Source organism: Erwinia persicina, assembly GCF_014838825.1.
GTDB lineage: Bacteria > Pseudomonadota > Gammaproteobacteria > Enterobacterales > Enterobacteriaceae > Erwinia > Erwinia persicina_A.
The window spans coordinates 15,447-41,366 of sequence record NZ_JACYMO010000001.1 but is presented as its reverse complement, the minus strand read 5'-3'; the positions used below and the strand labels follow the sequence as shown (position 1 = coordinate 41,366).

Genomic DNA, 25,920 nt, shown 5'->3' with positions numbered 1-25,920 from the left:
CGGTTACCCTCAAGCGGTGATCGTTTTTGCGGCCTGCACCAGCGGCGTGCTGGCGACCCAGACCTGTCCCTGTTCCACTTTTACCGGCCAGCAGCGCTGTGAGAGGGCCGGATTATCCAGGCTCTGCCCGTCACGCAGGCGGAAACGCTGTTTGTACAACGGCGAGATCACCAGCGCATCACCGCCGCTGTCCCCGAGCAGACCGCGCGACAGCACGTTAGCCCCGGTTCCCGGCTCAAGATCGTCCAGCGCGTAAACCTGATCGTCGAGACGGAACAGCGCAATCGGCTGTGAGCCCAGCCGTGCGCCAATCCCTGCCTGCGGTGGAATGTCCTCGATCTGGCAGACGGCATTCCACAGTGAGGTGGGTTGCACCTCGTTAACCGAGCGGCGGAACAGCGCCACGCGATCGGGGCTGGCCAGCGTGGTCTGCCATTCACACTGGTAGCTGTCGACCACGCGCTGCATGTCCGCTTCCAGCTCGGCGGCCACGCCGAGGACGTCATCAATCACCACCTGACGCAGATACGTCAGACCCCCTTCGAGGTTATCCATCCACACGCTGGTGCGCTGCAGGCGGTCAGCGGTAAGGATGTAAAACATCAGCAGGCGGTCGACGTAGCACAACAGGGTTTCATCATCCAGATCGCTGGCAAACAGATCGGCATGACGCGGTTTCATTCCCCCGTTGCCACAGACATAGAGGTTCCAGCCTTTGTCGGTGGCAATCACCCCAATGTCTTTACTCTGGGCTTCGGAACACTCACGCGTACAGCCGGACACCGCCATTTTGATTTTGTGCGGCGAGCGCAGGCCCTTGTAGCGGTTCTCCAGGCGGGCGGCAAACCCCGTAGAATCCTGAACACCGTAGCGGCACCAGGTGGAGCCCACGCAGGACTTCACGGTGCGCAGCGATTTGCCATAGGCGTGGCCGGTTTCAAACCCGGCGGCCAGCAGCTTCTGCCAGATTTCGGGCAACTGCTCCAGCTGGGCACCAAACAGGTCAATACGCTGTCCCCCGGTCACTTTGCAGTACAGGCCATATTCTCGGGCGATCTCACCAATAGCGATCAGCCCTTCCGCGCTGACCTCACCGGCGGGCATCCTTGGTACTACCGAGTAGGTACCGTCCTTTTGAATATTGGCAAAATAGCGATCGTTGGTGTCCTGCAGCGGCAGCAGGGCCGGCGTCAGCAGATACTCGTTCCAGCAGGAGGCCAGCATCGACCCCACCAGCGGTTTGCAAATCTCACAGCCGCTGCCGTGTCCGTGTTTCGCCAGCAGCTGTTCGAAGCTTTTGATCTGGCCGACGCGGATCAGCGAATAAAGCTCCTGGCGCGACCACGGGAAGTGCTCACAGATGTCTTTCTTCACCTCCACGCCCAGGTCTGCCAGCTGGAACTCCATCACCTGTTTGACCAGCGCAGCACATCCTCCGCAGCCGGTTGCAGCTTTGGTGCTGGCCTTCAGCGAGGCCATATCACTGCAACCGGCTTTGACTGCGGCGCAGATATCCCCTTTGGTCACGTTATGGCAGGAGCAGACCTGCGCACTGTCCGGCAGTGCCGCCACGCCCAGGGCTTTCGTCGGCGCACCGGCGCTTTGCGGCAGGATCAGAGTTTCCGGTGCATCCGGCAGGGCCATGCCGTTGAGCATCAACTGCAGCAGAAGGCTGTATTCGCTGCTGTCCCCGACCAGCACGCCACCGAGCAGCGTTTTACCGTCGGCGGAAACCACAATCTTTTTATAAATTTCATGGGGTTCACTGGTCCAGTAATAGCTCTGGCTGCCCGGGGTCGCCCCGTGGGCATCGCCCATGGAGGCCACTTCCACCCCCAGCAGTTTGAGTTTGGTACTCATGTCTGCACCGCTAAAGGCGGCCGCTTCCCCGGCCAGGTTCGCGGCCAGCACACGTGCCATCTGGTAACCCGGGGCGACCAGACCATACAGATTGTCCTGCCAGGCGGCACATTCACCGATGGCGCTGACGGCGGGATCGGAGGTCCGGCAGCCGTCATCAATCACCACGCCCCCGCGCCGGCCCAGCGTCAGCCCGGCTGAGGCCGCCAGGTGGTCGCGCGGGCGGATACCCGCCGAAAACAGCACCAGATCCGTTTCCAGCTCGCTGCCATCGGCAAAATTGAGCCGCAGCGTACCGTCTTGCTGCACGTCAATACTCTGGCTTGCCTTGCCGGTCAGTACCTTCACCCCTAGCGCTTCGATCTTACGGCGCAGCATCGCGGCACCGCCCTCATCCAGCTGTACCGCCATCAGGCGGGGAGAGAGTTCCACCACCGCCGTTTCCAGCCCCAGCGTCTTCAGCGCATTGGCCGCTTCCAGGCCCAGCAGTCCGCCGCCGATCACCACCCCGCGTTTTGCCGTAGCAGCCTTTGCCGCCAGCGCATCCAGGTCGTCGAGTGTGCGATACACAAAGCAGGATGCGTGCTCACTCCCCGGGATGGGGGGCACAAACGGGCTGGAGCCGGTGGCCAGCACCAGCCGATCGTAACCCTGTACGCGCCCGTCGGCTTCACGCACCTGCTGCTGCTGCCGATCGATAGCCACGATCTGACGACCGGTTCGCAGCTGTATGCCGTTCTGTTGCATAAACCCTGGCGGCACCAGCGACAGTTCGGCGTGCCCCTTACCGGCAAAGTATTCCGACAGGTGGACGCGGTCATAGGCGACATAGCGCTCCTCACCGTACACCACTATCTGGAACTGCTGATGCAGCCCTCTGCTGACCATCTGCTCCAGGAAGTGCTGGCCGACCATGCCATGCCCGATCACCACCAGCGTGGGTTTACCGGCGGCTTCTGCCGTCTTGCCGGTGGTGGGTACTCTGCTCTGTGCATTGCTCATCATTGTCACTCCCTGAAAAACTCCAAAAAAAAAGCGCCCACCCCCATGCGTAATGCATGTGGCTGGACGCCGTTATCCAAAGAGGGGTTACACCGCCATTGGCGAAACCGCTCCGTTTTACGTTGTCTTGCCTGTGGCAAGTGCTGCGCCAGAACGCGCTACGCTAAAGCGTCTCTGTTCTGGCGGTCTTGTACTCCCTCAGGACGGGCTGACCCGCTGTCAGCCGCAGATTCCACTGACTGGCACGCCGTGGTGAAGTCGCGGTGGCACCTTCGGTGCGCAGACGACTACTTTTTCGCAGGTTCAAACGCGGAAGCCACCGCGACCAATGCGCTGGCAATCTCCACCATGCGCTTATTCTGGTTCATCGCCATTTTACGTAATGCCTGCCAGGCCTGTTCTTCACTGTAGTCGTGATGGCGCATCAGCAGCACCTTGGCGCGATCGATCTGCTTACGCTCCTCAATGCTGGCGCGCAGGGCAGCCAGCTCATCATCCTGGTCCTGAAGGCGTTTTGACTGCTGCTGGATCATCGCCAGCAGTGAACGTCCCAGCCGAGGGGTAAGCGCGTCGGCCTCCAGCGGCTCTGCCGGAGACGGGGGCGGCCAGGGCTCTCCGGCGATAAACACGCTCCACGCCGGTTCATTCGCTCTGTTCTGCATCTGCTGCTGCAGCAGATCGTCCGTCAGGCATTGCCCCTGCGACTCGGCCAGGGCAATGCTCTGCCGGCAGCGCTGCATCAGGGCCCGGGCCAGCCTGTCCTCAACGGTTTTCATACCGTCAATCCGCCGCGTCAGGCACTGATGCCAGCGCAGCGCCATTGCTGCGTCCGGCTCATCCGTACGTGACGCGGTGCAGGCAATGCGCCTCAGCCGCTCGATATCACTCTCTTCCTGCGCCACCTGCTGCCAGCGTTGCAGGCTGTCAGCGTCCGCAAAACCGGCGAAGTGGCTAAAATTGCGCTCCTGGCTGTCGATCAGCGCGACTAGCTGCTGGATCAGGGCCGGGGTGAGGCCGCCCGAGGCAAACCCCGCAGACCCCGCTGCCCGCTCCTGCCCGGCCAGCTCTTTGCCCTGCATAAAGCTAAACATAGCAATCAGCGCGCGGGAAACGCCAGGGTCCGAAGCGGTATCCACCATTTCAAACACCAGGTTCAGCAGTTGGCGAATAATGTGATTGAACTGCGCCATCGCCTCGTCATGAGACAGGGTGCGCTGCTGCACCTGCTCATGCAGGGCTTCCCGTTCACCCAGCGCCTGCAGCGCTGTGGCAATCCGACTGTAAAGTCGGCTGGAGACCAGACCGTCGCTCTCGTCTTCCGGCAGCGCAGGAAGCAGGGCAATCACCTCACTCTGGCTGCGGCTGACACGCTGCCCGCACTGTGACAGTTCGTCACCGAACACCTGTCCTGAAGTGCAGAGCCACAGATTGCTGGCTCCCCGTTCTCGCTGGATCTCATGGATCAGCTGGCTGACTTCTGTGGTCAGCCTGCCGCTTTGTAAAAGAGAGCGCAGGCTGGCGATTTCCCGCTGGCGCGAAGCCAGCAGATACGCCAGCGGAGAAGGCTCCCCCCCACTCATCGGTCACACCCTGCTGTTTTTCTCATTGGCCTGACACCTCACCCTTTTTTCGTGCACCGCGCGGAAACCGCCTGGCACTTGCCTGAAAACGGGCGTAACGATAACCGCCCTGAACCGGCGGCAATCAATCAGTTATGCTGCTTCATTCGCGCGTGTCAGCATCAGGTATTGCGTGGTTTTCAGGCGGACAGCATAACGCAGGACGGAATACCGGTTATTGACGCTAATCAAATTGCCGTTTTGTCACCTTTCAGGCAAACTCTGTCACGCCCGCCGTCCGCACTATCATGTTCATCCGGCGTCCGCAATGGTTTCCATTCCCAAAAGCGTCAGGTAAACTGGCGTAAGAATTATCTTGATGTAAACCTGTGAATTTTCCTCCCGGAACGTACAGGCCACACCGCGTGCAATCACGCGTTCCTGGAGTCGCTCAGAGTCGCCCTGTCGCATCTGAAAAGAACCCGATTATTTGATGATATTCACGAGGACCATTGTGAAAACTAGCATCGCGTTTACCCTGCTGGCCGCGCTCACGTTATCGGGATGCAAAGCCCCCCCTCCTGCGGTCACTGACGACACGGTTGTCGCCAGCGTCGTGGATGGTGTGACGCTAACGCATCGTCATGCGGTAAAAGCGCCCACGTCTTTCACGCCGGTGAATGAGAACTACCGTGCGCTTTATAACGCCTCCGTAATGACCAGCCCGGACTATGGCGGCAAAGTGGTGCGCTATCTGGAAAACGGCAAGCCTTTTCTGGTGCTGGGTGAAGTGGAGAACCGCTGGTTTGCCATCGCTGACGTCGATCAGCAGCAGCTCGTCGGTTACGTGCCGCTGAAAGCCGGGGTGAAAAGTGACCTGTACGACGCCACGCTGCGCAGCGATCGTCCACGCCCGCGTAAAAACAGCAAAAAAGTATGCGTTGATGTTGGCGGCAAGAGTAAAGCCTGCCGCAACAATAATACGGCGACCTGGATTCTGGAGTAACGCGCCTGATAAGGCTCTTCGCTGCCAGGGATGGCAGCCAACGCGTTTCGTCCTCGTCCGGTAAAGTTTCCTATTTTGCCTCCTGGCATACAGCCGAGAATAACACATCCTCATGACGTCGGAATTTCCTGTTGACCCCGCCACACCGGTCAACCAAGACAATGCCTTGCTGGTCGCCGCCTCGCCGTTGCTTAACGCAATTGTCCAGATCCGCCTGGCGGCTACCCATGACGACCCGGCCGGTTTACGCCTGCAGCTAATCGATGAAATGCGACAGTTTGAGGCACGCTGCAAACAGGCCGGTATGCCTTTTGAAATGATTATTGGTGCCCGCTACTGCCTGTGCGCCGTGCTGGATGAAGCGGCGGCGCAAACGCCGTGGGGCAGTCGCGGTGTCTGGTCGGGCAATGGCCTGTTGGTCACCTTTCACAATGAAAGCTGGGGCGGTGAAAAAGTCTTTCAGCTGCTGTCGCGCATTTCACAAAATCCCGGCCAGCACCTCTGGCTGCTGGAAGTAATCCATTTCTGCCTGCTGCTGGGCTATGAAGGCCGCTACCGCAGTATGGACAACGGCCGGCTGCAGCGCGACGGCGTACGCTCCCGACTGGCGCAGCTAATCCGCGAGGTTCGCGGCGAACAGCAGCAACAGCGCCCGCAAACCGCCGTTGCCGCCGGGCAGAGCTCGCTCTGGCGTCCGCCAGTTCCCCTGTGGGTCTGCGTCACTCTGGCGACGTTTATCGGCTGCATGATATTTTCCACCCTGAACTGGCGGCTGGGCAACGCGGCCGAACCGCTGCTGCGTCAGATCTGGCAAACTCCGCTGCCGAAGGTGGTGGCCGGCCAGCGCAGCACGGCCCCGCAGGCGCTGCTCGATCTGCGCCAGCGCCTGAGCGACCTGATTACGGAGCGCAAACTCGATGTGGCCGACAGCAGCAACGGCAGTAAAGTGATCCTGCCTGCTGACCGGTTGTTCGACCCGGCCACAACGGTGCTCTCTCCTGAGGGACGCGCGCTGATCGCCCGCGTGGCGACCGCGATGGAGTCGGCAAAAGGCACCATCCTGGTCAGCGTTTTCACCGACGATGAGCGGGTGCTTTCCCGCCGTTTCCCGTCCAACTATGAATACGCTGCCGCCCAGGCCCGCGCCGTCAGCACCATGATGGCCCAGCTGATGTCCCAGCCGGGGATCAGCGTTCGCGCCCAGGGACGCGGTGACAGTGGCGCGCTGTTACCGAACGACAGTATGGAGAATCGTGCGCAGAACCGCCGTGTCGAAATCACCCTGTTCGCTGCCCCGGAATCAGACGACAGCCACTCTACGGGGAAAAAATGATGTTTAAGACCTTCTTTTCACTGCTTTCCAGCCGCCTGCTGTGGGGTCTGACCGGCGTCACTGCCCTTTCGGCGCTGATCTGGATGGTGGGCCCGCTGCTGTCACTGACCCCTCTGCAGGCGCTCGACAGCCCACTGAACCGTCAGTTGTTAATCGGCCTGACCTACTTTTTATGGATACTTTTTCAGCTTATCCCTCAGCTCTACCGCGCCTGGTTTAACAGCAAGCTGCTGACGCGCCTGCAGATCAGCAATATCGATCATGCGGAACTGCAGGCGACGGGAGAGATGCTGGATAACCGCTTCAGTGAGGCGGCGCTGCTGTTAAAGAAAACCCAGTTCGGCAAGCGCCGGGGATGGTTACAGCGCTTCAGCGCCCAGTATCTCTATCAGCTACCCTGGTATCTGATCGTCGGCGCACCCGGCGCAGGCAAAACGACGGCGCTGGTGAACTCCGGCCTGGATTTTCCGCTCAGTGATGCGCTGGGTAAAAGTGCATTACGCGGCATCGGCGGCACCCGCCACTGCGACTGGTGGTTTACCGGGCAGGCGGTGCTGCTGGACACCGCCGGGCGCTATACCCTGCAGGAGAGCCAGCGCGCACGGGATGCCAGCGAGTGGCAAACCTTCATTACCCTGTTGAAACGCTACCGTCCGCGTCAGCCGATCAACGGCGTGATCATGACCCTCAGCGTCGCCGATCTGCTCAGTGACTCGGCGGAAGTTCGCCATGCGCAGGCCAGCGCGCTGCGTCAGCGCATGGCGGAACTCCACCAGCAGACCGGCATCGCCTTCCCGGTGTATATCATGGTGACCAAAACCGACCTGCTGAAAGGCTTTATGTCCTACTTCGCCCGGCTGGATAAGCCGCAGCGCGAAGAGGTCTGGGGCTTTACCTTCCCGTGGGAGCCGGGACGGCAGAGCGACCGTCGTCTGCATACGCAATTTGAACAGCGTTTCCAGCAGCTCTCCTCACGGCTGATGGCGGAACTCAGTGGCAAAATGGCACAGGAGAATGATCTCACCCTGCGCGCCGAATGTTTCCAGTTCCCGCAGGAGTTCAGCGCATTACGTCCCCTGCTGGCCGAATACCTTGATACTGTTTTTTCGCCGGACACCAGCGAAACCCCGTGGGCCGTGCGCGGGATGTTTTTCACCAGCGGTACGCAGGAAGGCCTGCCCTTTGACCGGGTGATGGGCGAACTGTCACGTAAGCTGCAGTTGCCACAGCCCCAGGGGCAGTCGATCGCCAGCTGGGACAGCGTAAACCGCAGCGCGCCCATTCCAGCCAATAAAGGGCAAAGCTTCTTTATTCACGGCCTGCTCTGCGATGTGGTGTTTAAAGAGAGCCGTCTGGCGGGCAGTGACCGCTCCTGGGAAGATCGCAACCGCCTGCTGCACCGTACCGGTTACGTGGCGCTCGCGGTCGCTCTGCTTGCCACAACGGGCCTGTGGCTGACCAGCTACACGAAAAATCAGCACTACCTGCAGGAGGTTGCTGCGCGCTTACCCGCCGTGACGCAGCAGGCAAAACAACTCGCCGGGGATAACCGCGGGGATATCCTGGATCTGCTACCCTTCTTAAACAGCCTGGTAGCGCTGCCGCAAAGCCGCAGTTTTGCGCTGGAAGCCCCCCCGCTTTCGCTGCGTGGCGGACTGTACCGTGGCGACCAGATTAGCGATGCCAGCTGGGGACTGTATCAGGGCGCACTGAGAGCCCTGCTGCTGCCCCGGGTGGCGCAGACGATCACCCATACGCTGCGTAACGATGATGGTAAAGATGCGGAGTTCAGTCGGAACGCTCTGCGCGCCTACCAGATGCTGTACCAGCCGCGCAGCTATGACGGTGAGTTTCTGCGCGGCTGGGTAATGCAGAACCTGCAGCGCAGCCTGCCGGCCAGCGTGACAACGCGCCAGCTGCAGCAGCTTGACTGGCATTTGAGCCAGCTGCTGGATCGTCAGATCCTCAGTTCCCCCTACGTGCGTGACAATGCGCTGATGGTGAAAAGGGTGGCGTTAAATCTGGATAATGCCGGACGACCGGCAAATGCCGCTGGATCTGCCGCGATGAGTGAACCGGATCCGGTGCCTCTCAGCCCGGTTCACTGATAAGGTCATCATAATGGCAGAAAAGAATGACCTGGGATGGTATGGCAAGCTGCCAACAGCAGGCGATTTCCTGCAGCGCCGGATCCCGGAAGCGCTGATTGACAGCTGGTCTAACTGGTTTCAGCTCGGACTGGCGCACTGGCATAACCATCACGACGGCACCACCGATCCGTTCAGCCGTGCTCCGGTCTGGAATTTTGCCCTGCCTGCTACGCTGGGCGTCCAGCGAGTGCAGATCGGCTGCCTGATGCCGTCCCGTGACCGGGTCGGTCGTGCCTGGCCGCTGCTGGCGCTGCAAAGCGTGCCGGTCAGCGCCTGGCACCCGGCCCAGCTGTCAGTTTCCGGGGACTGGTTTCAGGAGCTGGGGGGCACCTTGAACCAGGCCGTGCAGCAGCTGCACTCCGTGGACTGGCTGGAGCAGGCGCTGCACGGCATACCGCCGCTGTCGCTGCCCGACACCGGACGCTCCGATATCATGGATGTGATTGGCTATCAGGATCTGCCCTGCACGCTGGGCTGGCGGGAAGTGGCGCAGCGCTTCGATCCGCTGCAGTACACCAGCTACTGGTGGACTAATCAGAGTGACGGCTATCCGCTGACCAGTCACAAACACAGCGGCAATCTGACCGCACAGCTTTTTTCACAGCTCTTTCATCCGGCAGCCGGGCTGAAGCCGGGCCGTCACGGACTCTATCCTCCGATGTTCGAATAGAGTGATTAGGCCAAAGGGCCTCATTGCAGGAAAAACGCATGAGATTGACCATTTTGCAGAACCAGGGCGATGATCCCATCGTCTGTGATTTTGTGCCCCCTGGTGGCACCATTGGCCGCAGCGTTGATAATGATCTGGTCCTGCCGGATCCTGACCGGGCAATCTCACGCCTGCAGGCGCTGGTGCACGTTGCCGCCAGCGGTGAATGCCGCCTGACGAATCAGGGCAGCGTGATTGCGGTGATCCACAACGGCAGCGCCCTGCAGCGCGGCAGTCAGGTGACGCTCGGACACGGCGATACGCTGGCCATCGGCCCTTATCAGATTGACGTCAGCGACCCGCAGCGCGTCAGTGAGCACCCCCAGGAGCATATCGACCCCCTGTCGCTGTTTGCTGACGACAACGACAGCACGGACGACCCGCTGGGAATGCAGCAGCGCGCGGAAGAGTCGGCTGTACCGCGTCAGGACGACGGGTGTGCCGAGGCCGCCGGGCGGCGATCGGCACGGCAGACCTCCGCCCGCCTGGGCATCGACCCGCTTGGCCAGGAGATCCCGGCCAGCGGCCAGGACCCGTCCAGCGGCAGCAACCGTGAACAGCGTCTGATGGCGGCCCTGCTGGAAGGCATGGGGCTGGACGCGACGCTGGACAAAACGCCGTTGACCGAAGATCAGATGCGCATGACCGGGCGGATGCTTAGTTTGTTCTCGCAGGGCACCGTTGCGCTGCTCTCCTCCCGTTCGATCCTGAAACGCGGGGTCAAGGCAGAGATGACCATGATCCTCAACGAGGCCAACAACCCGTTTAAGATCCTCCCCTCCGGTAAAACGGTGCTGATGCAGATTTACCAGAGCCAGATGCCAGGGTTTATGCCACCAGAACAGGCGGTGCGCGATGCCCTGGTGGATCTGCAGGCGCATCAGTTAGGGATGATTGCCGGTATTCGCGCCATCATTGCAGCGATGCTGCAATCATTTAACCCGCAGCGTCTGGAAGAGCATGCCCGCCGCGATGGCATGATGCCGCGCATGACCCTGAGCAGCGGCAAAAAAGCGGCACTGTGGGACTATTTCCTGCGCCACTATCAGAGCACCTCGGGTGAAATCGAGGATGATTTCCACACGCTGTTTGGCGAAGCGTTCCTCCACGCCTACGACATGGAAGTGAATCAATATAAAGATTCGCAAACCCGCCCGGAAGACCTATGAATATAACTTACTCTGCTACCACACAGACTGGTGCCCGCGACAGCAATCAGGACACCACCGGCGCACTGCTGGGACAGCATGCCGCCTGCTTTATGGTGTGCGACGGCGTGGCCGGACGGGCGGGCGGTGAACTGGCCGCCACCATTGCCCGGGATACCCTGCTGGCCCAGCTTGATGTCGATGCCCCACTCCGGCCCGAGCGCACAGCGGCCCTGATTGAAACGACCGAGCAGGCTATTCTCAGCGCGCAGAGGAATAATCCGAATTTTCGCCAGATGAGTACCACCCTTGCGGCGCTGTTTATCGACCGGGATACTCTGCATGGCTGGTGGGTACACGCCGGGGACAGCCGGGTTTATCTTTTCCGCCGGGGGGTAGTACACAGCGTGACCCGTGACCACAGCCTGGTCCAGCAGCTGCAGGACGCAGGTTATGAAAACACGGGAATTAACAGCAACTTACTTTATAATGCACTGGGTGCCGATGTGGCCCATCCGCACGGATTCAGCGAGGTGCTGGCGCTGGAAGATGGCGATGCCTTTCTGATTTGCACCGACGGGTTCTGGAGTCATCTTGCCCCCGCCGAGATGGAACAGGCGTTACGTATGGTCAATTGCCCTGAGGAGTGGCTGGCACTGATGCAAAAAGCCATCGACCGCAGCGCAAAAACAGATAATCTGAGCGCCGTGGCGGTATGGATTGGTTCTCCCCAGGAGACCACATTACTCTTTTCCATGGCGGACTCTGCTCGTTTTCTTCCGCCGCGCGATTAACACCAAGGAATGTTATGAAATTTTGGTTGCCAGCTACGTTGACTCTGTTGTTCGCCACCACGGCCCAGGCGGCAGACTATCGGGCGGTCTATTCCCCCAGCCTGGAGCTGGAAGTGTTTATCGATAATGTCTCCAGCAATGCGCCCGCTGCCTGGTGCCAGGAGACGCTGAACCTGCGTATTGTTTCCGGCAAAAGTACCGAGTCAGATATTCTGACCCGCTTCTTACCGCGCGTCGGCAACCTGCTGCAGAATCAGTGTGGAAAGCTGCTGGAGCTGCCGTGGCAGATGACCAACGCGCGGGGCACCGTGCTGGCTACCGGTACGGCAGCGAAGGAGCAGAGCTGGCGGCCGATTGTCACCGCGGATGCCACCGCCACTGCCACCGCCAGCAACGCTGCACCACTCGATCTGTCGCAGCCGGCGAATGCTGAACCTCTGCAGCATTTTGACCTGCCCGATGGCTGCCATTTCCGTACCTGGTGGGACGATAATGGCAGATCGCTGTTTATTCCCGTGGATAAAGCCATGAGCTGCTCAACGGAGGGCTGGCTGGAAGGCCCCGGTACGCTTACCCTGGCCCACGGCGAGAAAAACCAGTCGCTGGCGGTCAGTTTCTATCAGGGCTACCCGCTGGCTCATCTGCACCCGGCCCCGGAACAGCTTGATGTGGTATCGGTTAACAATCAGCGTCTGGTGCTGGCGCGGGACGATGCGCCGAACAGCTGGCTGGTACTGCCTTTCAACAACAGCCTGCACGTCTGGTCGTTTGACGGCACGCTGCTGATAAAAATGGACAAAGCTCAGGCCAGTAACGGTGCGGCGTTAAAAACGGCAGTCGATGCCGCGCGCAAAACCTGGTCAGGCATTATCGATGCAGGTGTAAAGATGAATGTGCTGCTGGTGGATGACCTGCACGCCGATCTGGCCGACCCGGCGATTGGCGCCTGGCGTACCGTTAACTAACCCCCGCTCATCAGGGCGCCACGAGAGTTTCACTATGTCAGCAAACGAACAACAAAAAAATGTACCCAACGCTCTCCCCGCTGGCTACCGTTTTAACGAGTTTGAAATCAAAGAAGTGATTGGCGGGGGCGGGTTTGGCATTGTCTACCGCGCCTGGGATCACCTGCTTGAACGCACCATTGCGATCAAAGAATATCTGCCGGTCTCGCTGGCCAGTCGGAATGAAGATCTGACCATTACGCTGCGCGGCGAGCGCTATCAGCGCCTGTTTAACGCCGGGCTGAACAGTTTTATTCAGGAAGCACGCCTGCTGGCACGCTTTAATCACCCTGGCCTGTTGCACGTCCTGCGCTTCTGGGAGGAGAACGGCACGGCCTACATGGGCACACTGTTCTACAGCGGCATGACGCTGAAAGCGTGGCAGCAGACCAGCCCGGAGACCATCAACGAAGCGTGGATCCGCCAGCTGTTACCGCCGTTATTCGGGGCGATCAACACCATTCACCGCGCCGGTTATCTGCACCGTGATATTTCGCTGGATAACATCCAGATCCAGGACAACCAGCTGCCGGTGCTGCTCGATTTTGGCTCGGCGCGTAAGGAGATTGGCAATCTCTCCGATGAAATGGAGATCATGCTCAAACCCGGCTATGCGCCCATCGAGCAGTACAGCGAGGAGGGGGACAGCGATCAGGGCCCGTGGACCGATATTTACGCGCTGGGCGCGGTGCTGCATACGCTGATCACCGGTAATCCCCCGCCGGTCAGTGTGGTGCGCTGTATTGAAGATCGCTATCAGCCTCTGAGTTCACTGCGGCCAGAGGGGTATTCCCTGCCGTTACTGCATGCCATTGACCAGGCACTGCAGATGGAGCCCCGGCAGCGACCGCAGTCGGTGGATGAACTGGCGGCGCTGATCGACCTGCCGGTCAGTGAGATGGAGGCGCTGGTGGCCACCGTGCTGGTGCCCCAGGAGGAACCGCTGCAGCTGCCTGACCCGGAACCGGTGGTTCTGGCCGTCAACCCGGCCGCTGGTGCCGCCGAACCCGTGATGCCGCCGCGCGTGGCAAAGCGTCTGTCACGACCGCTGCTGTTACTCAGCGGGCTGGCGGTGATCGCGGTTGCGGCGCTGGTATGGGGGCTGAATCATGACGACAGCGTGCTGCCGGAGCACTCTGCTGCTGCCAGCAACAGTACGCCTGCCGCGACACCCTCCCCGGCCGCTATCCCGGCCAGCGCGCCAGCGATGGCAACGGTATATCTGAAGTTGAGCAGCGATGAGGCGTTACTGCTGAATGGCAGCGTGATGGAAGTCATGCCAAACACCAGCGGTTACGCCTCACTTAATCTGGCTGCGGGTGATTACCATCTGGAAGTGCGAAGTGCCAGCGGCGTGCGCAGCCAGCAGTTGAAAATCGATCGGGCGGGAACCTGGCTGATTAACCCGGGGCGCTGAGTCTTTATGCCTGTGCATCAGGGAGACCGGTGGTGCGGTCGCCCTGGTGGCACCCTAACCCACCAGCCCGTTATGGCACGCCTGGAGCTCGCGCACCCGCTGAACCAGATCAGTCAGGCAGTCGTCATACATGCCGCGCTGCTTCAGCTCCGTTTCCAGCGAAAACAGATACTGCGCATTGGTGCCTAACGGCCCTTTTGCCTGGGCGATCAGCGGCGCGATAGTTTTCGGGCAGGAGTCTGACTCATACAGGGCGTGGCGCGGATCCATCACAAACACCAGCGCGGTTACGGTCCGGCCATCGTCCAGCGCCAGATCACACCAGGTGGGCAGGTAGCAGCCGGTGATCATCTCACGCTTCCACAGTAGCTCCAGCTCTTCATGCAGCCTGGCTTCCGGCAGACAGAAGGCCAGTCCGGTAGTCTGCCCGCCCTCTTTCAGCGCCAGCATGCGCCCGGGCTGACTGGCCGTACCGCGACCGGCCGTCAGCCGCAGGCAGAAGGCGCGATGCCAGCCCTTCAGCGTGCCGGCGGCCACTTCATCCGCTTCGAATACCGGGTTCCACATCAGTGACCCGTAACCAAAAATCCATACCGGACTGTTATCCGGACGGCAGGCCATGGCCGCTGCCAGCGAGGCGGCACGCTGTTCGCAGGTCCACAACAGCGTTTCTTCAATATCACCAAAGGCCGTTTTGCAGTCCGCCTTTAATAAAAAATCTCGTGTTAACATTGCCCCCTCCCACTCCACTGCTTAACGTCCACGCTGTCCTGACTGAGTCCTTTAACGATCTGATTTTCGCAAAAAATTGAGTGCGATGAATGACCTTATGCATTTCCGCGTGCGCAATCAAGTTTGAAGGCGATCACAAAAGAAAAAAAGTTTCACTTAAGTTTGTCGGCAGCAGGCGCGAAATCTTTACCCTCTGAGCGCCTCCTCCGCCACAAACTGATAAAAAGAACTTTGATTTTTTTGCTAAACCAGTTTAGCTTTTCGGCAGATAATCACTTAAGGATAATGATGATGAGCAATAAAATCTGGGTACTGGGCGATGCGGTAGTAGACCTGCTGCCTGAGGGAGAGACACACCTGCTGAAGTGTCCCGGCGGTGCCCCGGCCAATGTCGCTGTCGGTATTGCCCGCCTGGGCGGCAACAGCGGCTTTATCGGCTGCGTCGGCGACGACCCGTTTGGACGCTTCCTGCAGCAGACGCTGCGCGATGAGAACGTCGATATTGAGCGGATGTATCGCGCACCGGGCCAGCGTACATCAACCGTGCTGGTCAGCCTGGATGCGCAGGGCGAACGCCAGTTTACCTTTATGGTGCGCCCCTCAGCTGACCTGTTTCTCACCGCTGACCGCCTGCCGGCGTTTCGTGCCGGTGAAGGCCTGCACCTGTGTTCCATTGCCCTGAGCGCTGATCCCTCCCGCAGTACGGCCATGGAGGCGATGCGGGCAATTAAAGCGGCAGGAGGCTGGGTGAGCTTCGACCCTAACCTGCGTGAGGATCTGTGGGCAGATGCGACGGAGATGGACGCAGTGCTGGCCAGGGCCTTTGCGCTGGCAGACATTATCAAGCTGTCAGAGGATGAACTCGCTGAACTGACCGGCAATGACGGGCTTTCCGACGGCATCGCGGCATTTACCGCGGCTTATCAGCCATCTCTGCTGCTGGTGACCTGCGGCAGCGAGGGCGTCAGCCTGTGGCAGAACGCTACGGTACAGCACTTCCCCGCTCCGTCAGTGGAGGTGGTCGACACTACGGGAGCGGGCGATGCGTTCGTTGCCGGACTGCTGGCAGCGCTGGCGACGGAAATCGATCCGCTGACTCCCGTCCGCCTTGACCAGGCCATCCAGCAGGCGCAGCGCAGCGGTGCCGCCGCGACCACCGCCAAAGGTGCCATGACCGCCCTGCCGCACGCCGCCGACCTCGCCCGATTCTGATCCCTTCCCCGCACAAATTGCCAACCCGGTCACACTTCCTAAACCGGGTTAGCAAATCTGATTGAACAGCACATTCCTGTTAGCTTACTCTCTGCGTCGAACCGGTTTAGCAAAAACAAAACAATCACACTGGGAACCGTGCAAATGATCACACCTCGTAGACTGGCTGTTGCCATCAGCCTCGCCTTAGCCACCCCGGCAGTCAGTTTCGCCGCCCCGACGCTCACCAGCCTCGAAGCGCGACTGATGGCGATGGAGCAACGCCTGCAAAAAGCAGAAGATCGCGCGGCCACGGCAGAAAACCGTGCCGACGCGGCAGAGCAGAAAATTGTCAGGCTGGAAGCCCGCTCACAGCAGCAGCAAAAGCAACCGCAGCAGGCTACGGCCCCCGTTGCCGCGTCCGCCAGCGTCGCGCCACCCACTGCCGCACCGGTGGCCACCAGCAGGATCGCAGATGGCTTTGAGTTCCACGGCTATGCGCGCTCCGGCCTGATCATGAACGACTCGGCCGCCGGGACACAAAGCGGCCCCTTCCTGACGCCCGCCGGTGAAACCGGGGGAGCCGTGGGTCGTCTTGGTAATGAAAACAACACCTATGTTGAGCTGAACTTTGAGCACAAACAGCAGCTGGCGAACGGCGCAACAACCCGTTTCAAGGCGATGCTGGCCGACGGACAGCGTGACTATAACGACTGGACCGGCAGCACCACCGAGCTGAACATCCGTCAGGCCTTTGTCGAACTGGGCAATCTGCCAACATTCACCGGTGCGTTTGATAACACCACCCTGTGGGCCGGTAAGCGCTTTGACCGCGATAACTTCGACATTCACTGGCTGGACTCCGACGTGGTGTTCCTCGCCGGGACCGGCGGCGGGATCTATGACGTGCAGTTGACCGACGGCCTGAAGAGCAACTTCTCGCTGTATGGTCGTAATTTTGGTGATATTGAGGCGATTGATAACACCATTCAGAACTACATTGTCACCAGCAACAACTTTGCCGGTCCGTTCCAGCTGATGGTCAGCGGCCTGCGTGCAAAAGATAATGACGAGCGCCTGAACCCCAGCCGTGAAAATGATAATGCGGGGGATACCGGCGTTCATGCCATGCTGGCCCTGCATAACGACAGCTTCTGGGGCCTGCGCGAAGGCACGGCCAAAACCGCCCTGCTGTACGGCCGCGGGCTGGGTGCCGAAGTTAAAGGCGTGGGTTCTGACGGCAACCTGACGCAACAGGCGGAAACCTGGCGTCTGGCCAGCTATGGTGTGACGCCGCTGAATAAGACCTGGAGCTTTGCCCCCGCCGTGCTGGCCCAGACCAGCAGCGACCGTTACGCCGCAGGCGATCACTATCGCTGGGCCACCGTTAACGCGCGGCTGATCCAGGAGATCAATCAGAACTTCGCCCTCGCGTACGAAGGCAGCTATCAGTATATGGATCTCGAACCACAGGGGTACAAAGACCGCCAGGCCGTGTCCGGCAGTTTCTGGAAGCTGACCGTGGCCCCGACCTTTAAAGTGGCCGACATTGGCGACTTCTTTACCCGCCCGGAAATACGCGTCTTCGCCAGCTGGATGGACTGGAACAGCTCGCTTGACCGCTATGCCAGCGACGACTCGTTCGGCAGCAGCGGCTTCAGCGCCGGTGGCGAATGGAACTTTGGTGTCCAGATGGAAACCTGGTTCTGACAGCTTCATCACAATAATGAAAAGGTGACATGATGGATTTTGAAAAAACAGCCCGGGAACTTCTGCCGTTACTGGGTGGACGCGAAAATATCGCCAGCGCCGCGCACTGCGCCACCCGCCTGCGTCTGGTGATGGTCGATGATGAACTCGTGCAGAAAGAGGCCATTGAAGCACTGGACGGAGTGAAAGGGTGTTTCCGCAATGCAGGACAGATGCAGATCATTTTCGGCAGTGGCATCGTCAACAAGGTGCATGCGGCGTTTGTGAAAGAAGCGGGCATTAATGAGTCCAGCAAAAGTGAGGCCGCCGATATCGCCGCGCAAAAGCTGAATCCGTTTCAACGCATAGCACGCGTACTGTCGAATATCTTCGTGCCGATTATCCCGGCGATTGTCGCTTCGGGCCTGCTGATGGGCCTGCTCGGTATGGTGAAGACTTACGGCTGGGTCGATGCCAGCAGCGCCCTGTTTATCATGCTGGATATGTGCAGCTCGGCGGCGTTTATCATTCTGCCAATCCTGATTGGCTTTACCGCCGCACGAGAATTCGGTGGTAACCCTTATCTTGGGGCTACCCTGGGCGGCATACTGACCCACCCCGCGCTGACCAACGCGTGGGGCGTCGCCAGCGGTTTCCACACCATGAACTTCTTTGGGCTGGAAATTGCGATGATCGGCTATCAGGGCACCGTTTTCCCGGTGCTGCTGGCCGTCTGGTTTATGAGCCACTGTGAAAAACGACTGCGCCGCGTGATCCCCGATGCGCTGGATATCATTCTGACCCCGTTCCTGACCGTGATCATCTCCGGCTTCATCGCCCTGCTGATTATCGGCCCGGCGGGACGGATGCTGGGTGACGGGATCTCACTGGTTCTCAGCACGCTGATTGCCCATGCGGGCTGGCTGGCGGGGCTGCTGTTCGGCGGGCTGTACTCGGTGATTGTGATCACCGGTATTCACCACAGCTTCCATGCTATTGAGGCCGGGCTGCTGGGCAACCCGTCAATTGGCGTTAACTTCCTGCTGCCGATCTGGTCAATGGCCAACGTGGCCCAGGGGGGCGCATGTCTGGCGGTATGGTTTAAAACCCGGGATATCAAGGTGCGCAGTATCGTACTGCCCTCAGCGTTTTCTGCCATGCTGGGTATTACCGAAGCGGCCATTTTTGGCGTGAACCTGCGCTACATCAAGCCCTTTATTGCCGGGCTGGTCGGCGGTGCGCTGGGCGGAGCCTGGGTGGTGACGATGCACGTCAATATGACGGCGGTTGGCCTGACTGCCCTGCCGGGGATGGCTATCGTGCAGGCCAGCTCCCTGCTCAACTATCTGATCGGCATGGTGATCGCCTTTGGTACAGCATTCGTACTGTCCCTGCTGTTGAAAATTAAATTTGAGGTGAAAGCATGAGTGAAGCCCACCTGTTAAAACAGGCGCTGCGGTCGGTAATCTCCGGCCAGCAGCGGGCCGCCGCGGATCGCCACCGCCCGGTATGGCACCTGGCCCCACCGGTCGGGCTGATGAACGATCCGAACGGCTTTATCCACTTCGACGGGCGCTATGTGCTTTGCTACCAGTGGAACCCGATGGCCTGCGCACACGGTGCCAAGTTCTGGGGCCAGTGGAGCTCAGAGGATCTGGTGAACTGGCGGCACGAGCCGATCGCGCTGGTCCCCTCGGAGCCCTGGGAGAGTCACGGCTGCTATTCCGGCAGCGCGGTGGATAACGCGGGTGTGCTGACGCTGCTCTACACCGGTAACGTTAAGTTTGCCGACGGCAGCCGCACCGCCTGGCAGTGCCTGGCCACCCGCGATGAACACGGCGAGTATCAAAAACACGGGCCGGTACTGGCACTGCCGGAGGGATACACCGGCCACGTACGCGACCCGAAGGTGTGGCAGCACGAAGGCCAGTGGTACATGGTGCTGGGTGCACAGAATCTTGCGTCCGAGGGGAAAGTGCTGCTGTTCCGTTCCCCCGATCTGCACCAGTGGACGTCGCTGGGTGAGATCGCTGGCAGCCAGCTTAACGGACTGGGTGATTTCGGCTATATGTGGGAGTGCCCTGACCTGTTTGAACTCAGCGGCACCGCAGTGCTGGTGGTCTGCCCGCAGGGGCTGCCTGCAGAGACCTGGCGCTGGCGTAATACCTTCCAGAGCGGCTATTTTTGTGGCCGCTTTGACTATGACAGCGCGCAGTTTCAACACGGCGAGTTTCATGAGCTTGATCACGGCTTCGAATTTTATGCGCCGCAGACCTGCCTCAGTGCCGACGGCCGCCGTCTGATGATGGGCTGGATGGGGATCCCCGACGGGGATGAGTTCTTCCAGCCGACCCGCGACAACGGCTGGATGCACACCATGACCTGCCCGCGCGAACTGACGCTGCGCGGCGATCGGCTGGTTCAGCACCCCGCCCGCGAACTGCAGCAGCTGCGCTCGCGGGAGAGGAGCCTCGCGGGTCCTGCCGGGACACTGCCGCCGCTGGACATCGACAGTGCCGAGATAGAAATGACGATCAGCGGTACGTGCCAGGCGGATTTTGCCGGAGCCCTGCATCTCAGCGTTAACGCACAGGGGTTAACGTTACAACGTCACAATTTACGCAGCGGAAAACCGGAAGAGCGTTACTGGCAGGGAGAGGTAAAGACTCTGCGTGTGCTGTGCGATCGCTCAAGCGTGGAAATCTTCATCAACGACGGCGAGGCTGTGATGTCATCGCGCTATTTCCCGTCACAGCAGCCGCAGCTGCGCTTTGCCGGTACGGGGCAGATCGGGCTGCGTCACTGGAGCTTGCGGCAATGCGTGATAGAATAAGCCGATGAACCCTCAGCCCTAAGCCACTGTGACTAAAAACAAACGCATCACCATTAACGATATTGCCCGGCTGGCGGGCGTCTCTAAATCCACGGCCAGCCTGGTCCTCAATGGCCGTGGAAAAGAGCTGCGCGTGGCTGAAGCCACCCGCGAACGCGTGCTGGAGATTGCCCGCCAGCAGCACTATCAGCCAAGCATTCACGCGCGCGCCCTCAACTCCGCCCGCAGCCATACCCTCGGGCTGGTGGTGCCTGAAATGACCAACCAGGGCTTTGCCCGCTTTTCACACGAGCTGGAGATGCTGTGCCGGGATGCCGGCCTGCAGCTGCTGATTGCCTGTACGGCAGAAAACGCCAGTCAGGAAACCCTGGCGGTCAACAATCTGATCCAGCGGCAGGTAGACGGCCTGATCGTCGCCTCCAGCCAGCTGAACGATACCGAGTATCAGAAAATTAACCAGCAGCTGCCGGTGGTGCTGTTTGACCGCCATCTGGGCGAGTCCAGCCTGCCGCTGGTGATCACCGATGCCACCAGTCCTACCGCCACTCTGATGGAAGGTGTGGCGCGTCAGGGCTATGAGGAGATCTATTTCTTTGGCGGACAGCCGCGCATCTCCCCTACCCGCGACCGCCTGGCGGGCTTTCGCCTTGGGCTGGAGCGCGCCGGGGTCGCCGTTAAACCTGAGTGGATTATGCACGGTCACTACCACGCCAGCTCAGGCTATGAGATGTTCGCGGAACTGTACGCGCGGCTGGGCCGCGTGCCGCAGGCGCTATTCTGCGCCGCCTGCGGCCTGCAGGAGGGCGTACTGCGCTACCTCAGCCAGCACGACCTGCTGAACACGCCGATGCACCTGAGCAGCTTCGACGACCACTATCTGTATGATGCCCTGTCGGTGCGCATTGATACCGTCGCTCAGGATGAACGGATGCTGGCCTGGAACTGCTTTGAAATGGTCACACAGCTGATAGATGAACAGACGCCGGAGGTGACCCAGCGCTGGCTGCCTGCCCGCCTGAAATGGCGGCGGGCGGTCGCCGCAGTCTGACGGCCAGCAACAGGGCGCGCTGCACCATGCGCCCTTACTTTTTATGCCACTTATCGTCATCCCCCTTCTGGTACTGGTGTTTCACCGCCGCCCAGGCGACCTTGTGCGCCACCTCCTCGCGTGAGTCATCACCGCGCCGGTCCTGACGCTCTTTATACTGATCCCAGGCGCTGTTAAACGCTTCCATATAGATGTCCTGCGCGTGGGCAGGCAGGACACGTCTGACGCTGTCGGGTAACGCGCTGCGATTGTCATAAGGCATGGTTTCTCTCCTCTCAGTGTCTGATGTAAGCCTGGTACAACTGCCTTTTTTTTCAAGTGCGGATTTTACACCGCAATATAGCATTCTGGTGCTATAAGGCATTATTTCAGCCTTTATCACATTGAGTTAGCGTACTTCCCTGCTTACATTAATTTTTTTATTCTCATAAAGTCGGATGATTTTCATTACGATAGGAACTTAAGAGGAATAAATAGCGGGTAGATGAACTTTTTTAAGTCAAACCGTAAAAGGACGTAAATTTCTTCAGTTTTGGCGAAAAAAAGGTTATACTTTCGCCACTTGTCTTTCATATTGTCAGACTATGTTTAACAGACCCGTGGCAGAATCTGCTATTTCCGGGTCCACAGGATACAAGATAAGGAGCGTTTGCCTATGAGTGCGCAAGAGAGCAGTAAAACCCGCCACACCGAGTATTCCCTCATCTTACCTGTCGCTGCATTAATCATATTATGGTTCTGGGGTAACACCGCTACCTTCTCCCTGGTCGTCGTCATTAACCTGATTGCCCTCGTTGCGATCCTCAGCAGCGCCTTCAGCGTCGTCCGTCACGCTGACGTACTGGCACACCGCCTGGGCGAACCCTACGGCTCCCTGATCCTCAGTCTTTCCGTTGTTATCCTTGAAGTCAGCCTGATTTCCGCATTGATGGCCACCGGTGACGCTGCCCCGGCGCTGATGCGCGATACGCTCTACTCGATCATTATGATTGTGACCTGCGGACTGGTGGGCGCGGCGCTGCTGCTCGGCGGACGCAAATTTGCCACACAGTATGTGAACCTGGCCGGGGTAAAACAGTACCTGATTGCCATCTTCCCGCTGGGGATTATCGTCCTGGTGTTCCCGAACGCCCTGCCCGGCGGTAATTTCACCGTAATGCAGGCGCTGCTGGTCTCGGGGATCTCCGCCGCGATGTACTGGGTTTTCCTGCTGATTCAGACCAAAACGCACCAGAGCCTGTTTGTCTATGAGCATGAGGACGAAGGGGACGACCCGCACCACGGCAAACCTTCGGCCCACTCCAGTGCCTGGCACACCGTGTGGCTGCTGATTCATCTGGTTGCGGTGATTGCGGTCACCAAGATGAACGCCAATACGCTGGAGTCGCTGCTGACCGAACTGAAAGCCCCGGAACAGTTTACCGGGTTCCTGGTCGCACTACTGATCCTCTCCCCTGAAGGGCTGGGAGCCATCAAAGCGGTACTGGCTAATCAGGTACAGCGTGCGATGAACCTGTTCTTCGGCTCCGTGCTGGCGACGATTTCCCTGACGGTACCGGCCGTGACGCTGATCGCCACCCTGACCGGGCAGCAGCTGATCTTTGGTCTTGAGCCGCCGCAGATGGTGGTGATGATTGCCGCGCTGCTGCTGTGTCAGATTTCGTTCTCGACCGGGCGTACCAATGTGCTGAACGGCGCCGCGCATCTGGCGCTGTTTATTGCCTACCTGATGACAATCATGCTGTAAGTCTTCGTGGCATAAGAAAGGGGCGGGCCGGTCTTATGACCGGCCCGCCCCTTTCATACATTCTGATTACTGGGCCTGATACTCCAGAGTATGCCCGCTACCCGTCAGCGTCAGCGTCATCCCGCTCAGCCTGACCTCTGCACCCCTGGTCAGCACAGCAGATAACGTCTGCTCCCACTGGTTAAGCTGCGGATCGCTGCACATCATGCGTGTCGAGGCCAGCTGCGGCACACTCAGACGCCCCTGCTCCAGCTTACCCTGACCGAAGAAGCGATTACACATCACGCCGCTCACCTTCAGATCCTCACCAAAACCAATACCCGGCTTCATGCCCTGATGTGGCGTGACGGCCTGTCCGTCAACGGCACTCAGCGTAAACAGGCGGTTAGCTAACTGGGCGGCGTCCGGCGCGTCAGCGCGGGTCTGCGCATTGCTGCATCCGTTCAGGGCCAGGGCGCCCGCGAGTAATAAGATGATTTTTTTCATAGAAACTCCTTAAATTACTTTTCCATTGTAGGTCAAAAAAAGCGGTAGATTCAGGCGGGGTACAGCGCAGAAAAAAGGCGGGCCCGTTTGCTGGCCCGCCTGAGGATAAGGTAAAATTAGTTGCTGGTATCCAGTTCAGCAAAGCTTTTGACCAGGTCATCAATCGCTTTCATCTGCACCAGGAACGGTTCCAGTTTGTCCAGCGGCAGCGCGGAAGGACCGTCGCATTTCGCATTGGCCGGGTCCGGGTGCGCTTCAATAAACAGGCCAGCTATGCCAACGGCCATGCCGGCACGCGCCAGCTCGGAGACCTGGGCACGACGGCCGCTGGAGGCCGAACCCATCGGGTCGCGGCACTGCAGGGCATGGGTCACATCGAAGATCACCGGGCTGCCGTTAGAGACCTGCTTCATGACGTTAAAGCCCAGCATGTCGACCACCAGATTGTCATAACCGAAGTTAGCACCGCGATCGCACAGGATCACCTGGTCATTGCCACCTTCCGCAAACTTATCCACGATATTGCCCATCTGCCCGGGGCTGACGAACTGCGGCTTCTTGATATTGATCACCGCGCCGGTTTTCGCCATCGCTTCCACCAGATCGGTCTGACGCGCAAGGAAGGCCGGGAGCTGGATAACATCCACCACATCCGCCACGGCCTGCGCCTGGCTGGCTTCATGCACGTCAGTGATGATTTTCACCCCGAATGCCTGCTTGATCTCCTGGAAGATTTTCATGCCCTCTTCCAGGCCCGGGCCACGGTATGAATGAATAGAGGAGCGGTTGGCTTTATCAAACGAGGCTTTGAACACGTAAGGAATACCCAGTTTCTGAGTAACCGTGACGTAGTGTTCGCAGATACGCATAGCCAGATCGCGCGATTCCAGCACGTTCATGCCACCAAACAGGACGAACGGCAGATCGTTTGCGACCTTGATATCACCAATGCTAACCACTTTTTGTTTCATATCTTCGCCTTTATAGAGTTCACTTCAGTTAGTGAAGGGTAATCTGTTTCTGTTCTATTGAGTGAATCTGCACTTTGATCATTTCACTGATCGGATCTTCCGGACACTGCTCAACGAAGTAAGTTAAATCGCTCAGCGCCACGTGATCGCACTCCAGCTGGGCAAAAATCAGCCCCCGATCGCGAATCTCATACGGATCTTCCGGGTCCATCTGCACCAGCACCTGGCTGACGTGCAGCGCCATCTCCATCTGCTTCTCATCCATCAGGGCCGATTTCAGCGTATCCAGCATTTTACGCAACACCATCAGCGGCTCGGCCTCCTGCAGATCGTCATCATAGAGTTCGGCAACCGGCCCGATGTTGCCCTTCAGCCACACTTCCAGCGTGTGTTCATCCAGGGTTTCACCATCGAACGGGTTAATTAACCACATGTCTTCATCTACCCATTCGGCACGCAGGATCAGCTGCGTGGGGAAGATCACCGGGAACAGGGGTAAATCAAGCTTATCGGCGATATGCAGGAAAATCACCCCCAGCGAGGCGGCTGTTCCCTGACGGCTTTTCAATACGTTATCCAGCCACAGCATATCAGACAGGCGATAAACCCCGCTGGCACCGCCAAAACCCCAGCGGCCCCAGAACAGTTCAATCAGCTGCTCAACCTGTAAATCCGCAGCCAGATCTGACGAAATTTCAGTCCGTGCTTCGGTCACCAGCGCCGATAACTGCTTTCTGACCTCTTCTGCCGGGAAATCGCTGCGAATGGCCAGCGATGCGGTAATCACCGCCTCACTCAGCGGCGCAGCGGTAAAATCAAAATCAGCGATAGACGTCATACAAACCCCAGCAGTGGCATTTTAGTTGTGGCGAGATACACGATGGCCACAATGGCGACTAAGGCCACAATGAAGGCTATCCAGCGCACTTTTTGCGCGCGTGGGCGACGCCCTAAAGCAATAAAACCCAGCACGATATAGATGATAACGCCAAACAGCTTCTCAGTCAGCCAGTTACCTTGTGGGCTGAACGGATAAAAATGGGTGATCGCCACCAGCAGCGTGCCTGACAGCAGCAGCAGCGTATCATTAAGATGGGGAATAATCCGCACCCAGCGGCGCTGCAGCAGGGAGGAGTGCGTCTGAAGCCAGTAAAAGCGCAGCACAAACATCAGCAGTGTGATCGCGACGGTGAACAGATGGAACTGTTTCAGCGGAAGATACCAGCCAGCCATAAATTTCC

General features: G+C 59.2%; 21 protein-coding genes and 1 pseudogene. 14 read left to right on the top strand and 8 right to left on the bottom strand.

What is annotated here, in order from left to right:
• Nucleotides 1-9 precede the first annotated feature (9 nt).
• Together nirB and IFU29_RS00185 are read right to left on the bottom strand one after the other, a co-directional pair.
• Nucleotides 10-2,814: pseudogene (gene nirB, locus IFU29_RS00190) on the bottom strand (nitrite reductase large subunit NirB); the annotation flags it as partial.
• Between the two features lie 335 nt (nt 2,815-3,149).
• Nucleotides 3,150-4,442 carry a nitrate regulatory protein gene (locus tag IFU29_RS00185; RefSeq protein WP_191932132.1) on the bottom strand — a complete coding sequence of 431 codons (1,293 nt, stop codon included), beginning with the start codon at nt 4,440-4,442 and terminating at the stop codon, nt 3,150-3,152.
• Nucleotides 4,443-4,914: 472 nt separating this feature from the next.
• On the opposite strand from IFU29_RS00185, the gene IFU29_RS00180 reads away from it, so the two are divergent.
• From IFU29_RS00180 to IFU29_RS00145, 8 genes are all read left to right on the top strand, one after another.
• On the top strand, nt 4,915-5,427 hold the full coding sequence (locus tag IFU29_RS00180; protein WP_191933074.1) for an SH3 domain-containing protein: 513 nt from the start codon (nt 4,915-4,917) through the stop codon (nt 5,425-5,427).
• Between the two features lie 112 nt (nt 5,428-5,539).
• Complete coding sequence (icmH, locus tag IFU29_RS00175) at nt 5,540-6,760, top strand: type IVB secretion system protein IcmH/DotU (protein WP_191932131.1); 1,221 nt, start codon at nt 5,540-5,542, stop codon at nt 6,758-6,760.
• Entirely contained in the window at nt 6,760-8,868 is a 2,109-nt protein-coding gene (gene tssM, locus IFU29_RS00170; protein WP_191933073.1) for a type VI secretion system membrane subunit TssM, read from the top strand. Before icmH ends, tssM begins: the two co-directional genes overlap by 1 nt.
• 13 nt (nt 8,869-8,881) lie before the next feature.
• The gene (gene tagF / locus IFU29_RS00165) at nt 8,882-9,580 is read left to right on the top strand and encodes a type VI secretion system-associated protein TagF (protein WP_191932130.1); all 699 of its coding nucleotides are present in this window, start codon (nt 8,882-8,884) and stop codon (nt 9,578-9,580) included.
• Between the two features lie 38 nt (nt 9,581-9,618).
• Nucleotides 9,619-10,788, top strand: coding sequence for a type VI secretion system-associated FHA domain protein TagH (gene tagH / locus IFU29_RS00160; RefSeq protein WP_191932129.1), 1,170 nt, complete (start codon nt 9,619-9,621; stop codon nt 10,786-10,788).
• On the top strand, nt 10,785-11,561 hold the full coding sequence (locus IFU29_RS00155) for a PP2C family protein-serine/threonine phosphatase (RefSeq protein ID WP_191932128.1): 777 nt from the start codon (nt 10,785-10,787) through the stop codon (nt 11,559-11,561). Before tagH ends, IFU29_RS00155 begins: the two co-directional genes overlap by 4 nt.
• Before the next feature lie 14 nt (nt 11,562-11,575).
• Complete coding sequence (locus tag IFU29_RS00150; RefSeq protein ID WP_191932127.1) at nt 11,576-12,526, top strand: hypothetical protein; 951 nt, start codon at nt 11,576-11,578, stop codon at nt 12,524-12,526.
• Nucleotides 12,527-12,560: 34 nt separating this feature from the next.
• The gene (locus IFU29_RS00145) at nt 12,561-13,982 is read left to right on the top strand and encodes a serine/threonine protein kinase (RefSeq protein WP_191932126.1); all 1,422 of its coding nucleotides are present in this window, start codon (nt 12,561-12,563) and stop codon (nt 13,980-13,982) included.
• 54 nt (nt 13,983-14,036) lie between these two features.
• On the opposite strand, the gene IFU29_RS00140 is transcribed toward IFU29_RS00145, so the two are convergent.
• On the bottom strand, nt 14,037-14,714 hold the full coding sequence (locus IFU29_RS00140) for a gamma-glutamylcyclotransferase (RefSeq protein WP_191932125.1): 678 nt from the start codon (nt 14,712-14,714) through the stop codon (nt 14,037-14,039).
• Between the two features lie 291 nt (nt 14,715-15,005).
• Here IFU29_RS00140 and IFU29_RS00135 point away from each other — a divergent pair, with 291 nt between their 5' ends.
• The 5 genes from IFU29_RS00135 (at nt 15,006) to IFU29_RS00115 (ending at nt 21,475) form a co-directional block, all read left to right on the top strand.
• Complete coding sequence (locus IFU29_RS00135; protein ID WP_191932124.1) at nt 15,006-15,926, top strand: aminoimidazole riboside kinase; 921 nt, start codon at nt 15,006-15,008, stop codon at nt 15,924-15,926.
• A gap of 144 nt (nt 15,927-16,070) precedes the next feature.
• Nucleotides 16,071-17,615: a carbohydrate porin gene (locus IFU29_RS00130; protein WP_191932123.1), complete on the top strand. Its 1,545-nt coding sequence runs from the start codon at nt 16,071-16,073 to the stop codon at nt 17,613-17,615.
• A 32-nt stretch (nt 17,616-17,647) separates the two neighbouring features.
• On the top strand, nt 17,648-19,021 hold the full coding sequence (locus IFU29_RS00125; protein WP_191933072.1) for a sucrose-specific PTS transporter subunit IIBC: 1,374 nt from the start codon (nt 17,648-17,650) through the stop codon (nt 19,019-19,021).
• The gene (locus tag IFU29_RS00120) at nt 19,018-20,427 is read left to right on the top strand and encodes a sucrose-6-phosphate hydrolase (RefSeq protein WP_191932122.1); all 1,410 of its coding nucleotides are present in this window, start codon (nt 19,018-19,020) and stop codon (nt 20,425-20,427) included. The genes IFU29_RS00125 and IFU29_RS00120 overlap by 4 nt, the downstream gene beginning before the upstream one ends.
• Before the next feature lie 28 nt (nt 20,428-20,455).
• Entirely contained in the window at nt 20,456-21,475 is a 1,020-nt protein-coding gene (locus tag IFU29_RS00115) for a LacI family DNA-binding transcriptional regulator (protein ID WP_191932121.1), read from the top strand.
• Nucleotides 21,476-21,509: 34 nt separating this feature from the next.
• Here IFU29_RS00115 and chaB read toward each other — a convergent pair whose 3' ends face one another.
• Nucleotides 21,510-21,737 carry a putative cation transport regulator ChaB gene (gene chaB, locus IFU29_RS00110; RefSeq protein WP_191932120.1) on the bottom strand — a complete coding sequence of 76 codons (228 nt, stop codon included), beginning with the start codon at nt 21,735-21,737 and terminating at the stop codon, nt 21,510-21,512.
• A gap of 393 nt (nt 21,738-22,130) precedes the next feature.
• Between chaB and chaA the strand changes: the two genes are divergently transcribed.
• Nucleotides 22,131-23,222, top strand: a complete 1,092-nt coding sequence (gene chaA / locus IFU29_RS00105) for a sodium-potassium/proton antiporter ChaA (protein WP_191932119.1) — start codon at nt 22,131-22,133, stop codon at nt 23,220-23,222.
• Between the two features lie 66 nt (nt 23,223-23,288).
• On the opposite strand, the gene IFU29_RS00100 is transcribed toward chaA, so the two are convergent.
• From IFU29_RS00100 to IFU29_RS00085, 4 genes are all read right to left on the bottom strand, one after another.
• Nucleotides 23,289-23,708 (bottom strand): META domain-containing protein, encoded by a 420-nt coding sequence (locus IFU29_RS00100; protein WP_191932118.1) that lies wholly within the window; start codon nt 23,706-23,708, stop codon nt 23,289-23,291.
• Between the two features lie 116 nt (nt 23,709-23,824).
• Complete coding sequence (gene kdsA / locus IFU29_RS00095) at nt 23,825-24,679, bottom strand: 3-deoxy-8-phosphooctulonate synthase (RefSeq protein ID WP_191932117.1); 855 nt, start codon at nt 24,677-24,679, stop codon at nt 23,825-23,827.
• Nucleotides 24,680-24,707: 28 nt separating this feature from the next.
• Nucleotides 24,708-25,517 carry an invasion regulator SirB1 gene (gene sirB1, locus IFU29_RS00090; RefSeq protein WP_191932116.1) on the bottom strand — a complete coding sequence of 270 codons (810 nt, stop codon included), beginning with the start codon at nt 25,515-25,517 and terminating at the stop codon, nt 24,708-24,710.
• Nucleotides 25,514-25,912, bottom strand: a complete 399-nt coding sequence (locus tag IFU29_RS00085) for a SirB2 family protein (RefSeq protein ID WP_191932115.1) — start codon at nt 25,910-25,912, stop codon at nt 25,514-25,516. Before IFU29_RS00085 ends, sirB1 begins: the two co-directional genes overlap by 4 nt.
• Nucleotides 25,913-25,920 lie beyond the last annotated feature (8 nt).

Excerpts from the sequence above, each read along its gene's own strand:
- IFU29_RS00120 (WP_191932122.1), top strand. The coding sequence starts at position 19,018 with ATGAGTGAAGCCCACCTGTTAAAACAGGCGCTGCGGTCGGTAATCTCC.
- kdsA (WP_191932117.1), bottom strand. The coding sequence starts at position 24,679 with ATGAAACAAAAAGTGGTTAGCATTGGTGATATCAAGGTCGCAAACGAT.
- chaB (WP_191932120.1), bottom strand. The coding sequence starts at position 21,737 with ATGCCTTATGACAATCGCAGCGCGTTACCCGACAGCGTCAGACGTGTC.
- IFU29_RS00150 (WP_191932127.1), top strand. The coding sequence starts at position 11,576 with ATGAAATTTTGGTTGCCAGCTACGTTGACTCTGTTGTTCGCCACCACG.
- sirB1 (WP_191932116.1), bottom strand. The coding sequence starts at position 25,517 with ATGACGTCTATCGCTGATTTTGATTTTACCGCTGCGCCGCTGAGTGAG.
- IFU29_RS00135 (WP_191932124.1), top strand. The coding sequence starts at position 15,006 with ATGAGCAATAAAATCTGGGTACTGGGCGATGCGGTAGTAGACCTGCTG.
- IFU29_RS00155 (WP_191932128.1), top strand. The coding sequence starts at position 10,785 with ATGAATATAACTTACTCTGCTACCACACAGACTGGTGCCCGCGACAGC.
- IFU29_RS00130 (WP_191932123.1), top strand. The coding sequence starts at position 16,071 with ATGATCACACCTCGTAGACTGGCTGTTGCCATCAGCCTCGCCTTAGCC.
- chaA (WP_191932119.1), top strand. The coding sequence starts at position 22,131 with ATGAGTGCGCAAGAGAGCAGTAAAACCCGCCACACCGAGTATTCCCTC.
- IFU29_RS00085 (WP_191932115.1), bottom strand. The coding sequence starts at position 25,912 with ATGGCTGGCTGGTATCTTCCGCTGAAACAGTTCCATCTGTTCACCGTC.
- tssM (WP_191933073.1), top strand. The coding sequence starts at position 6,760 with ATGTTTAAGACCTTCTTTTCACTGCTTTCCAGCCGCCTGCTGTGGGGT.
- IFU29_RS00180 (WP_191933074.1), top strand. The coding sequence starts at position 4,915 with ATGATATTCACGAGGACCATTGTGAAAACTAGCATCGCGTTTACCCTG.
- IFU29_RS00185 (WP_191932132.1), bottom strand. The coding sequence starts at position 4,442 with ATGAGTGGGGGGGAGCCTTCTCCGCTGGCGTATCTGCTGGCTTCGCGC.
- tagF (WP_191932130.1), top strand. The coding sequence starts at position 8,882 with ATGGCAGAAAAGAATGACCTGGGATGGTATGGCAAGCTGCCAACAGCA.
- tagH (WP_191932129.1), top strand. The coding sequence starts at position 9,619 with ATGAGATTGACCATTTTGCAGAACCAGGGCGATGATCCCATCGTCTGT.
- IFU29_RS00140 (WP_191932125.1), bottom strand. The coding sequence starts at position 14,714 with ATGTTAACACGAGATTTTTTATTAAAGGCGGACTGCAAAACGGCCTTT.
- IFU29_RS00125 (WP_191933072.1), top strand. The coding sequence starts at position 17,648 with ATGGATTTTGAAAAAACAGCCCGGGAACTTCTGCCGTTACTGGGTGGA.
- IFU29_RS00100 (WP_191932118.1), bottom strand. The coding sequence starts at position 23,708 with ATGAAAAAAATCATCTTATTACTCGCGGGCGCCCTGGCCCTGAACGGA.
- IFU29_RS00145 (WP_191932126.1), top strand. The coding sequence starts at position 12,561 with ATGTCAGCAAACGAACAACAAAAAAATGTACCCAACGCTCTCCCCGCT.
- icmH (WP_191932131.1), top strand. The coding sequence starts at position 5,540 with ATGACGTCGGAATTTCCTGTTGACCCCGCCACACCGGTCAACCAAGAC.